Annotated in this window: 10 protein-coding genes; 9 read left to right on the top strand and 1 reads right to left on the bottom strand. The window is 41.2% G+C overall.

Annotated features, from left to right (window positions below):
- A partial coding sequence (locus ACESOD_RS04100) for an SIALI-17 repeat-containing surface protein (protein ID WP_373094166.1) occupies positions 1-2,118 on the top strand: 2,118 nt, incomplete at its 5' end.
- A gap of 310 nt (positions 2,119-2,428) precedes the next feature.
- Here ACESOD_RS04100 and ACESOD_RS04105 read toward each other — a convergent pair.
- Entirely contained in the window at positions 2,429-3,274 is an 846-nt protein-coding gene (locus ACESOD_RS04105; RefSeq protein ID WP_373094168.1) for a MurR/RpiR family transcriptional regulator, read from the bottom strand.
- 195 nt (positions 3,275-3,469) lie between these two features.
- On the opposite strand from ACESOD_RS04105, the gene pbp2b reads away from it, so the two are divergent.
- The 8 genes from pbp2b (at position 3,470) to rpsI (ending at position 11,209) form a co-directional block, all read left to right on the top strand.
- Entirely contained in the window at positions 3,470-5,512 is a 2,043-nt protein-coding gene (gene pbp2b / locus ACESOD_RS04110) for a penicillin-binding protein PBP2B (protein WP_373094169.1), read from the top strand.
- Positions 5,513-5,522: 10 nt separating this feature from the next.
- Positions 5,523-6,119, top strand: a complete 597-nt coding sequence (gene recR / locus ACESOD_RS04115; RefSeq protein ID WP_075228878.1) for a recombination mediator RecR — start codon at positions 5,523-5,525, stop codon at positions 6,117-6,119.
- Between the two features lie 176 nt (positions 6,120-6,295).
- Positions 6,296-7,339: a D-alanine--D-alanine ligase gene (locus ACESOD_RS04120; RefSeq protein WP_371620805.1), complete on the top strand. Its 1,044-nt coding sequence runs from the start codon at positions 6,296-6,298 to the stop codon at positions 7,337-7,339.
- Positions 7,340-7,392: 53 nt separating this feature from the next.
- Positions 7,393-8,766, top strand: a complete 1,374-nt coding sequence (locus ACESOD_RS04125; RefSeq protein ID WP_373094172.1) for a UDP-N-acetylmuramoyl-tripeptide--D-alanyl-D-alanine ligase — start codon at positions 7,393-7,395, stop codon at positions 8,764-8,766.
- Positions 8,753-9,364 carry an NUDIX hydrolase gene (locus ACESOD_RS04130; protein WP_373094174.1) on the top strand — a complete coding sequence of 204 codons (612 nt, stop codon included), beginning with the start codon at positions 8,753-8,755 and terminating at the stop codon, positions 9,362-9,364. The genes ACESOD_RS04125 and ACESOD_RS04130 overlap by 14 nt, the downstream gene beginning before the upstream one ends.
- A gap of 120 nt (positions 9,365-9,484) precedes the next feature.
- Positions 9,485-10,192, top strand: coding sequence for a YwaF family protein (locus tag ACESOD_RS04135; RefSeq protein ID WP_373094176.1), 708 nt, complete (start codon positions 9,485-9,487; stop codon positions 10,190-10,192).
- A 159-nt stretch (positions 10,193-10,351) separates the two neighbouring features.
- On the top strand, positions 10,352-10,798 hold the full coding sequence (gene rplM, locus ACESOD_RS04140; RefSeq protein ID WP_373094177.1) for a 50S ribosomal protein L13: 447 nt from the start codon (positions 10,352-10,354) through the stop codon (positions 10,796-10,798).
- 18 nt (positions 10,799-10,816) lie between these two features.
- Entirely contained in the window at positions 10,817-11,209 is a 393-nt protein-coding gene (gene rpsI / locus ACESOD_RS04145; RefSeq protein WP_000075969.1) for a 30S ribosomal protein S9, read from the top strand.
- Positions 11,210-11,562: the final 353 nt, after the last annotated feature.

The following is an 11,562-nucleotide window of genomic DNA, read 5'->3' on the forward strand; positions in this document are numbered from 1 at the left end:
AACAACCAGCTTCAAGCGACTCCAAAAGAGGAACCAAAACCAGAGGAACCAGCCCAACCAGAAGAGCCTAAGATTGACTACGATAAGGCAATGGCAAGTCTGGCAGAGGCCATCCAAAACAAGACCAAGGAACTAGGTGATGATAAAGAAGCTAAGAAGAAACTAGTTGAGTTATCAGAGCAAGCTCTTACTGCTATTGAGGCAGCTAAGACTCAGGATGCGGTAGACAAAGCCTTGCAAGCAGCTCTAACTTCTATCAACCAGCTTCAAGCGACTCCAAAAGAGGAACCAAAACCAGAGGAACCAGCCCAACCAGAAGAGCCTAAGATTGACTATGATAAGGCCATGGCAAGTTTGGCAGAGGCTATTCAAAACAAGAGCAAGGAACTAGGCAACGATAAAGAAGCTAAGAAGAAACTAGTCGAGTTATCAGAGCAAGCCATCGCAGCGATCGAAGCAGCCAAGACTCAGGATGCGGTAGACAAAGCCTTGCAAGCAGCTCTAACTTCTATCAACCAACTTCAAGCGACTCCAAAAGAGGAACCAAAACCAGAGGAACCAGCCCAACCAGAAGAGCCTAAGATTGACTATGATAAGGCCATGGCAAGTTTGGCAGAGGCTATTCAAAACAAGACTAAGGAACTAGGCAACGATAAAGAAGCTAAGAAGAAACTAGTCGAGTTATCAGAGCAAGCAATTGCAGCGATCGAAGCAGCCAAGACTCAGGATGCGGTAGACAAAGCCTTGCAAGCAGCTCTAACTTCTATCAACCAACTTCAAGCGACTCCGAAAGAGGAAGTAAAACCAGAGCCACCAGCCCAACCAGAAGAGCCTAAGATTGACTACGATAAGGCAATGGCAAGTTTGGCAGAGGCCATTCAAAACAAGACCAAAGAACTAGGTGATGATAAGGAAGCTAAGAAGAAACTAGTTGAATTATCAGAGCAAGCTCTTACTGCTATTGAGGCAGCTAAGACTCAGGATGCAGTCGATAAGGCCTTGCAAGCAGCTTTAACTTCTATCAACCAGCTTCAAGCGACTCCGAAAGAGGAAGTAAAACATTCAAATCTTCCAACTGAAGGAGATAAGGTATTAGTTCAAACGCAACCAAGTCTTGAAGTAACGACAGAACAAATCGCCTTTAATACTGTTCATCGTGAGAATGCCTTCTTAGCCAAAGGCAAGGAACAAGTTGTTTCAGAAGGTAAAGCAGGTCAAGTAACGACCTATGTAGAAGTAGATGGAGATACACGTAAGACAGTTAAGGTTGAACGTGAAGAAGCTCAAGATCGTGTCATCGAAGTTGGTACTTTTGAAGAAACATCTATGCCAGGTGATGGCGTTAAAAAATTGAGCTTTACTCAACCAAGCCTTGAGGTAGTAGAAGAAGCTCTCAACTTCAAGACTGTTAAACGAGAAGATCCAACTCTTCCAGAAGGTGAAACTCGCGTAACTCAGGTAGGTCGCGCAGGCAAGGAACGTATCTTAACAGAAGTAGCACCAGATGGAAGCCGTACTGAAAAATTGCGTGAAGTTGTTGAAGTGGCGCAAGATGAGATTGTGCTAGTCGGAACTAAGAAAGAAGAATCAGGCAAAACAGAGGCAGCTATCCATGAAGTGCCAGAGTTTACTGGTGGTGTAAATGGTTCAGAAGCAGCTATCCATGAAGTACCAGAGTTTACTGGTGGTGTAAATGGCTCTGAGGTAGCTATCCATGAAGCACCAGAGTTTACTGGTGGTGTGAATGGTTCAGAAGCAGCTATCCATGAAGTACCAGAGTTTACTGGTAGTGTGAATGGCTCTGAAGCATCTGTCCACAGAGTTCCAAACTTTGAAGGAGGAGTTTCTGGTGGGGAAGCGCCTATCCATCAAGTTCCAGGATTTACTGGTGGTGTAAATGGTTCAGAAGCAGCTATTCATGAAGTCGCTACACACAAGGATGAACAGTCGCATGTGGCTCAGGCTATATCACCAGATAAGACTTATCAAGCACCTGCAAATCGTCAAAATATTCTCCCTGAGACAGGCGCTAAAGAAACTGCTACCCTTGCAAGCTTGGGAGCTGTAGGAGCACTTCTTGGTCTAGCTGCAATGGGAAAGAAAAAAGAAGACGAATAGAATCTATCAAACTCAAGAAATACTGAGGAAGTATAGATTTTGTGGAAATTATTGCGGAATATTAAAGAAACTGCTGTAATAACTGTCCAAACTTTAGAGATTGGAACCAATAACTAATCTCAATTATAAAAAGCGAGCAAAACGAGTTTTCTGAGAATCGGAATTCCGTCTTGTTCGCTTTTTTATATCAAGAATCAGGTATAGAGTTCTATGTGCATAAGTTATTAGTTATAGGGCTTGAGCAAACTAAAAACCAGCGACTTTAATCGCTGGTTGCTCATATGCTTGTTCACTTGATAGGGATGAAGGCTTATCTAGACTTTCTATGTCTACGATAGCCATTTAGTTTTTTATTTTCCCAATAACTGTTAAAAATTTTTTCTTTACTTTCACGATCAATTTCTAGGAAATAAGCATAGAGTAGATCGATTAAGATCAACATAGGAAGTTGGGCAGAAATGCGTTGGATATAGGAAGCCTGGCTCTGGCTTGCTACCAATACAGTTTCTGTGAAGTTCTGAGTTTCCTTGCTAGGCGTACTAGTAAAAAGAACAGTTCTAGCCCCCATGTCTTTAGCGTCTAGTAGACTGTCAATGATGGATGGAGTTGTTCCTGAAAGGGAGAAACCAAAGACCAAACATTTTTCATCGATGATACTAGTTGTCCAGGCGAAACCATCTGGATCTGTTAAAGCTTCACAAACGACTCCAAGTCTCATGAAACGCAATTTCATCTCACGCGCAACTAGGCCAGAACTTCCAGTCCCAAAAAAATAGACGCGTTCTGATTGATCAATCATTTGGGCAATGCGCTCCAGTTGGTCATCATCAATCAATTCTTGTGTCATTTCTCGGATATTTGTATAGCTTCTCAAGACTCTTTGTGTCAAAGGATTCATATCCTGTTGTGGAACGGAAAGGGTATCCTTTTGTTGCTGGTATTTGAAAATAAATTCCCGATAACCTGTAAAGCCACATTTTTTGGCAAAACGAGTGAGAGCCGCCTGAGAAATATGAAGTTTTTGAGTGACCTGCTGAGAAGACAAGTCATCATGAATGGTATCTGCCTGCAAAAAATAGCGGGCAATCTCTTGCTCTAAATCGGTCATTTCTTCAAAGTGAAGATCAATAATCGTAGAGATGTCTGGCTTGTTCATGGGACTCCTTTGTAGTTATTTGTTAAACATTATTTGTCAATAAAACCTAACAAATAAAATAGCGCTTACTTCTATTATACCACAGTTGCTTTGTTTTTGGGATAAAAAGGAAAAGTCTTTTCTTTTTCCATAATTTTCTCTTTAAATTATGGTACAATGAAGAGTAAGAATTTGATTAGAAATGAGACTACTTGTATGAGAAAATTTAATAGCCATTCGATACCGACTCGGCTTAATTTATTGTTTGCAATCGTTATTTTGCTTTTCATGACCATCATTGGTCGCTTGCTCTATATGCAGGTCGTGAACAAGGATTTTTATGAAGCCAAGTTAGCATCTGCTAGCCAAACTAGGGTAACAACGGGTTCTGCTCGTGGAGAAATCTATGACGCAGCTGGAAAACCTTTGGTAGAAAATACCGTTAAACAAGTAGTGGCTTTCACACGAAACAACAAAATGACGGCTGCAGATTTAAAGGATATTTCTACTAAACTTTTAACGTATGTAACAGTTTCCTCTCCAGATTTGACAGAACGTCAAATGGCTGACTATTACCTAGCGGATCCAGCTGTCTATAAAAAAACGGTAGAGGCTCTTCCAAAAGATAAGCGTTTTGATTCAGATGGTAATCAACTTTCTGAATCGAACCTTTATAACAATGCTGTTGAGAGTGTTACCTCTAGCCAAACTAATTATACAGAGGATGAAAAAAAGGTGATCTATCTCTTTAGTCAGCTCAATGCAGTTGGTAATTTTGCGACAGGGAATATTCAAACCGATCCATTAAGTGACACACAGGTGGCCATCATTGCTTCAGCTTCCAAGGAATTACCTGGTATTAGCATTTCAACTTCGTGGGATAGAAAAGTTTTAGAAACATCTCTTTCATCTATCGTTGGAAGTGTCTCTAGTGAGAAATCAGGTCTTCCAGCTGAGGAGGTAGATGCCTATCTTAAAAAAGGTTATTCCCTCAATGACCGTGTTGGGACCTCTTACCTTGAGAAACAATATGAGGAAGTTCTACAAGGGAAGCGCACCGTAAAAGAAATCCATCTCGACAAATATGGCGATATGGAGAGTGTGGAAAATGTCGAAGAAGGTAGCAAGGGCAAAAACATTAAGTTGACCATTGATTTGACCTTCCAAGACAGTGTGGATAATCTTCTGAAAAGCTACTTCGATTCAGAACTATCAAATGGTGGAGCAAAATATTCAGAAGGTGTCTATGCAGTAGCGCTCAATCCTAAGACGGGTGCTGTGTTAGCTATGTCAGGGATTAAACATAATCTGGAAACGGGTGAATTGACCTCAGACTCGCTGGGGACTGTAACCAATGTCTTTGTACCGGGTTCTGTCGTTAAAGCGGCTACCATCAGCTCTGGCTGGGAAAATGGTGTTCTTAAGGGGAACCAGACCTTGACAGACCAACCAATCGTGTTCCAAGGATCTCCAGCTATCAATTCTTGGTATACTCTTGCCTATGGTTCTTTCCCGATTACAGCAGTCGAGGCTTTGGAATACTCTTCTAATGCTTATATGATTCAAACTGCTTTGGGAATGATGGGCCAAACCTATCAACCAGATATGACAGTTAAGACCGACAAACTAGAGTCTGCAATGGGAAAACTACGCGCGACTTTTAGTGAGTATGGTTTGGGTGCTTCTACAGGGATTGACTTGCCAGAGGAATCAACAGGATTTATTCCTAAAAACTTTGATTTAGCTAATTATCTGTACAATGCTTTTGGACAGTTTGATAACTACACACCAATGCAGTTGGCCCAGTATGTGGCAACAATCGCTAATAATGGTGTTCGCTTGGCTCCTCATATCGTAGAAGGAGTCTACGATAATAATGAGCAAGGTGGTCTAGGAAATTTGATTCAGCAAACAACTAGCACCGAAATGAATAAAATTAATATTTCTGAATCAGATATGGCAATCTTGCACCAAGGATTTTACCAAGTATCGCATGGAACTAGTCCCCTAACGACAGGACGGGCGTTTTCAGATGGCGCCACTGTTTCTATCAGTGGTAAGACCGGTACAGCTGAAAGCTATGTAGCTGGTGGTCAAAAAGCTAATAATACCAATGCCGTGGCCTATGCTCCAACAGAAAATCCTCAAATTGCAGTTGCAGTAGTCTTTCCTCATAATACCAATTTAACCAAAAATGTTGGGCCAGCAATTGCTCGCGACATTATCAATCTATACAACCAACACCATCCAATGAATTAGAAAGGAAGCCATGCTTTATCCAACACCTATTGCTAAGTTGATTGACAGTTATTCCAAACTTCCTGGTATTGGGATTAAGACAGCAACCCGTCTAGCCTTTTATACTATTGGAATGCCGGATGATGACGTCAATGAATTTGCAAAAAATCTTCTGGCAGCTAAACGAGAATTGACCTATTGTTCAATCTGCGGACGCTTGACAGATGATGATCCATGTTCAATCTGTACGGATCCTAGTCGTGACCAGACTACTATCCTAGTATTAGAGGATAGCCGAGACGTAGCAGCTATGGAGAATATCCAAGAATACCACGGACTCTATCATGTCTTGCACGGATTGATCTCCCCTATGAATGGGATTAGTCCTGACGATATCAATCTCAAAAGTCTCATGACTCGTCTCATGGATAGCGAAGTTTCAGAGGTAATCGTTGCGACCAATGCCACTGCTGATGGTGAGGCGACCTCCATGTATATCTCTCGACTTCTCAAGCCAGCAGGGATTAAGGTTACGCGCCTGGCACGAGGTCTAGCAGTTGGAGCTGATATCGAATATGCAGATGAAGTTACACTTCTAAGAGCCATCGAAAATCGTACAGAACTCTAGTCTGTAAGGTTAAGGATAGATGCAATGAACTAGCAGACAATCATTTAAAAGGACAAAGAGCCTGAATCCCATTTTGATTCAGGCTCTTTTCTTGTTTTTTGCTGTACAAGTTTAAAAAAAAGGACAAATGTGATATACTAAAGGACGAGTATTCTATTAGAATTGGAACAAATCATATGAAACAAACAATTATTCTATTATATGGTGGACGCAGTGCAGAACGTGAAGTGTCTGTCTTGTCAGCTGAGAGTGTCATGCGTGCAGTTAACTATGATCGTTTCGCAGTAAAAACTTTCTTTATCAGCCAGTCTGGAGACTTTATCAAAACCCAAGAATTTACCCAAACTCCTGGACAAGATGAACGTCTCATGACCAATGAAACGATCGATTGGGACAAGAAAATTGCTCCAAGTGCTATCTACGAAGAAGGAGCGGTTGTTTTTCCAGTTCTTCATGGACCTATGGGAGAAGATGGTTCCGTTCAAGGTTTCTTAGAAGTCTTGAAAATGCCTTATGTCGGTTGTAACATCCTATCTTCAAGCCTTGCCATGGATAAAATCACAACTAAGCGTGTATTAGAGTCTGCTGGGATTGCCCAAGTTCCTTACGTAGCAATTGTTGAAGGGGATGATTTGGCTTCTAAGATTGCAGAAGTTGAAGAAAAATTAACCTATCCAGTCTTTACCAAACCATCCAATATGGGTTCTAGTGTAGGGATTTCTAAGTCTGAAAATAAAGAGGAACTCCATCAAGCTCTCGAGCTTGCCTTCAAGTACGATAGTCGTGTCTTGGTAGAACAAGGAGTCAATGCACGTGAAATCGAAGTTGGTCTCTTAGGGAACTATGATGTTAAGAGCACGCTACCTGGTGAAGTTGTCAAAGACGTAGCCTTCTATGACTATGAAGCCAAGTATATCGATAACAAGATTACTATGGATATCCCAGCTAAGATTAGTGATGATGTAGTAGCAGTCATGCGTAAAAATGCAGAAACTGCCTTCCGTGCTATTGGTGGACTTGGCTTATCACGTTGTGATTTCTTCTATACAGATAAGGGAGAAGTTTTCCTAAACGAGCTTAACACTATGCCTGGATTTACCCAATGGTCTATGTATCCCTTGCTTTGGGACAATATGGGGATTAGCTATCCAGAACTAATCGAGCGTTTGGTTGACCTTGCTAAAGAAAGCTTTAATAAACGTGAAGCGCACCTATTGTAAAGATAGCTATAAGGGCGGGGAAGGACTCCTTGCCCCTTTTTAAAGGAGTAAATATGAAACTTACGATTCACGAAGTTGCGCGTGTCGTCGGTGCAAAAAATGATGTGACTAGCTATGTGGATAGCCCACTAGTCAAGGCTGAGTTTGATAGTCGTTTGATTGGAGCTGGGGATTTATTTGTGCCACTCAAGGGGGCGCGTGATGGTCATGACTTTATCGAGACAGCTTTTGAAAATGGCGCAGTTCTAACCCTATCAGAAAAGGAAGTAGCAAACCATCCTTATATCTTGGTAGAAGATGTCCTAACTGCCTTTCAAGCACTTGCGGCCTATTATCTTCAAAAGACTGGTGTCGATGTCTTTGCTGTCACAGGTTCAAATGGGAAGACTACGACCAAGGATATGTTGGCTCATTTGCTTTCTACAAGCTACAAAACCTACAAAACACAAGGGAACTACAATAACGAGATTGGCCTCCCTTACACTGTTCTCCATATGCCAGATGACACTGAAAAGCTGGTCTTGGAAATGGGACAGGATCACCTAGGAGACATCCATCTCTTATCTGAACTAGCTCATCCAAAGACAGCTATTGTGACCTTGGTAGGAGAAGCTCATTTGGCCTTCTTTAAGGACCGTTCTGAAATTGCCAAAGGGAAATTGCAAATCGCTGATGGGATGGAGCAGGGTGCCTTGCTTTTAGCACCAGCTGATCCTATTGTAGAGGATTATCTACCTGCTGAGCAAAAAGTGGTTCGTTTTGGTCCAGGTGCAGAACTCGAAATTACAGAATTGATTGAGCGTAAGGATAGCTTGACTTTCAAGGCTAATTTCTTGGAACAATCCCTTGATCTGCCTGTGACTGGTAAGTACAATGCGACCAATGCCATGATTGCATCTTATGTTGCTCTTCAAGAAGGAGTGACTGAAGAGCAAATCCGTCAAGCCTTCAAAAATCTTGAATTGACTCGTAATCGTACCGAGTGGAAAAAAGCAGCCAACGGTGCGGATATCCTATCAGATGTCTACAATGCCAATCCAACTGCCATGAAGTTGATTTTAGAAACCTTTTCTGCCATCCCAGCCAATGAAGGTGGTAAGAAACTCGCAGTTCTGGCGGATATGAAGGAGCTTGGAGACCAGTCTGTTCAACTTCATAATCAAATGATTTTGAGCATTACACCCGATGCCCTTGATACCGTAATTTTCTACGGTGAAGACATCGCTGACTTGGCTCAACTAGCCAGTCAAATGTTCCCAATCGGCCATGTGTACTACTTCAAGAAAACAGCCGATGAGGACCAGTTTGAAGCTATGGTTAAGCAGGTCAAGGAAAGTCTTGGCGCACATGACCAGATTCTGCTTAAAGGTTCGAACTCTATGAATCTAGCCAAGCTAGTAGAAAGTTTAGAAAATGAGTACAACTGATTTCGCCAAAGCTATTCAGAGAATGTTAGCTATCACTGATACTGGGTTGACCTATTCAAAGGATCCTTATGACCGTGAACGTTATGAGGATTTACGTCAGATTTTATGGAGTGTCTTGCAGGATCAAACGGAGCTCGATCAAGAGGAATTGACTGCAATTTTAAAACCAACAGGTAGCTATGCAACTCCCTTGATGGATGTAAGGGCATGGATTGTTCAAAATCAGAAGATTTGCCTGGTTAGAGGACAAGGAGAGGATACTTGGGCATTACCTGGTGGCTTTGGCGAGGTAGGATATTCTCCCAAGGAAAATATCCGAAAAGAAGTTCAGGAAGAAACAGGATTTTCGGCAGAAGTAGGTTCTTTATTGGCGGTTTTTGATACCAACCGCTTTCAACTTCAGAACAAACAGTATGCCAAGTTCGTCTTTGACTGTCAGTTATTGGATGGACAATTTCAAGAAAATCAAGAAATTGCGGAACTTGAATTTTTTGATATCAAGAATCTCCCACCCCTATCTGAAAAACGAATAACCCAAGAACAAATGGAAATTCTATGGCAGGTCTATCAGGGTGAGCGGGAACAATATATCGATTAGAAGCTTTGTTTTATATTAAAATCGACAGTTTCTTTTACACAAAATTATATGAAATAAATGTAAGCTAGGCTCTATAGAGATGAGTAAGAGGCCTGCTTATATGAAAATGAGGAAAGTTACATGAATGTTTGGGATGCTTTATTTAGCACGCAGCCGACGGAGCCACCCCAATTTGATCTTCTTTGGTATGGAAGTCTATTTACTTTATTGGCATTGACTGTATTTCTTGCCTATCGTTATGGTGAGAAAAAAGTTTGTCAACGATTTTTCCAGATTTTACAGGCCGTTCAATTAATTCTACTTTACGGTTGGTATTTGGTAAATCAGATGCCTTTGACAGAAAGTCTACCCTTTTATCATTGCCGTCTGGCAATGTTTATAGTGCTTTTGCTTCCTGGTGTTTCTAGAGTCAAACAGTATTTTGCTGTGCTAGGAACCTTTGGGACTTTGGCAGCCTTTGTTTATCCAGTGCCAGATCCCTATCCCTTCCCCCACATCGCTATCCTGTCCTTTATTTTCGGACACTTAGCCCTTCTTGGAAATTCCTTGATTTATCTCTTGAAGGACTACGATGCTAGCTTATTGGACTTCAAACGGACCCTAATCATCACATCTTCGCTTAATGCGGTGATCTTTGTGGTCAATCTAATGACGGGTGGAGATTATGGCTTTTTGACAAAACCACCATTGGTTGGAGATCATGGTTGGCTGATCAATTATCTAGTCGTTACCCTATTCCTGACTTGCGCCATTTATTTAGTCTCTAAAATTTTTCAGACAATCCTTCAGGAACAGGAAGAAAAAAGGTTGAGAATCTGGCAGAAATAAAAAAATATTTTCCCAATCTCTTGACTTTTATCTGAGAATTTTGATACAATAGTAGACGGTATTGTTTACCCCATTTGTAAGGCCCCGGAACCTTTCAAATAACTTGCGGACCGGAACATCCGCCCTGTAAACAAAAACGATATTCATATAGGAGAAATCATGAACAAAACTACATTCATGGCTAAACCAGGCCAAGTAGAACGCAAATGGTACGTTGTTGACGCGACTGATGTACCTCTTGGACGCCTTTCAGCAGTTGTTGCTAGCGTACTTCGCGGAAAAAACAAACCAACATTCACACCACACACTGATACAGGTGACTTCGTAATCGTTATCAATGCTGAAAAAGTTAAATTGACTGGTAAAAAAGCATCTGATAAGATCTACTACGCTCACTCAAACCACCCAGGTGGATTGAAATCAATCTCTGCTGGTGAACTTCGTTCTAAAAATGCAGTACGTTTGATCGAGAAATCAGTTAAAGGTATGCTTCCACACAATACTCTTGGCCGCGCTCAAGGTATGAAATTGAAAGTATTCGTTGGAGCTGAGCACACTCACGCTGCACAACAACCAGAAGTTCTTGATATTTCAGGACTTATCTAAGGAAAGGAACAATAAAGTATGTCACAAGCACAATATGCAGGTACTGGACGTCGTAAAAACGCTGTTGCACGCGTTCGCCTTGTTCCAGGAACTGGTAAAATCACTGTTAACAAAAAAGATGTTGAAGAGTACATCCCACACGCTGACCTTCGTCTTGTAATCAACCAACCATTTGCAGTTACTTCAACTGTAGGTTCATACGACGTTTTCGTTAACGTTGTAGGTGGTGGTTACGCTGGTCAAGCGGGAGCTATCCGTCACGGTATCGCTCGTGCCCTTCTTCAAGTAGACCCAGACTTCCGCGATTCATTGAAACGCGCAGGACTTCTTACACGTGACTCACGTAAAGTTGAACGTAAGAAACCAGGCTTGAAAAAAGCTCGTAAAGCATCACAATTTAGTAAACGTTAAAACTTATTTAAACTTATTGAAAGCATTTCGTATCAAAAATACGGGATGCTTTTTCTGTTCATCCCAAATTTTTGTAACTAGGTGATACTTGAAATTAATACAAATTTGGTTGTTTTTGATAAATCTAAGCAACACTAAATGATGAAGTGAAAGGGGATGAATCTTTGATAGTATTCATTTATTGTGAAATATGATATATTTATTAATTAGATGGATGAATACTTCTAGAGTTAAATATAGTATAATAGGGACATACTTTTTGGTTTATTTTTGTTTGTAGTCGGATTATGAAAGAATATCCAATATTATGCGATAAGATAGAATGTTACAAAAAAGAAAGGGGATGCAATCCG

It is taken from the genome of Streptococcus oralis, from assembly GCF_964238205.1.
Classification (GTDB): Bacteria; Bacillota; Bacilli; order Lactobacillales; family Streptococcaceae; genus Streptococcus; species Streptococcus oralis_CZ.

Excerpts from the sequence above, each read along its gene's own strand:
- ACESOD_RS04105 (WP_373094168.1), bottom strand. The coding sequence starts at position 3,274 with ATGAACAAGCCAGACATCTCTACGATTATTGATCTTCACTTTGAAGAA.
- pbp2b (WP_373094169.1), top strand. The coding sequence starts at position 3,470 with ATGAGAAAATTTAATAGCCATTCGATACCGACTCGGCTTAATTTATTG.
- recR (WP_075228878.1), top strand. The coding sequence starts at position 5,523 with ATGCTTTATCCAACACCTATTGCTAAGTTGATTGACAGTTATTCCAAA.
- ACESOD_RS04120 (WP_371620805.1), top strand. The coding sequence starts at position 6,296 with ATGAAACAAACAATTATTCTATTATATGGTGGACGCAGTGCAGAACGT.
- ACESOD_RS04125 (WP_373094172.1), top strand. The coding sequence starts at position 7,393 with ATGAAACTTACGATTCACGAAGTTGCGCGTGTCGTCGGTGCAAAAAAT.
- ACESOD_RS04130 (WP_373094174.1), top strand. The coding sequence starts at position 8,753 with ATGAGTACAACTGATTTCGCCAAAGCTATTCAGAGAATGTTAGCTATC.
- ACESOD_RS04135 (WP_373094176.1), top strand. The coding sequence starts at position 9,485 with ATGAATGTTTGGGATGCTTTATTTAGCACGCAGCCGACGGAGCCACCC.
- rplM (WP_373094177.1), top strand. The coding sequence starts at position 10,352 with ATGAACAAAACTACATTCATGGCTAAACCAGGCCAAGTAGAACGCAAA.
- rpsI (WP_000075969.1), top strand. The coding sequence starts at position 10,817 with ATGTCACAAGCACAATATGCAGGTACTGGACGTCGTAAAAACGCTGTT.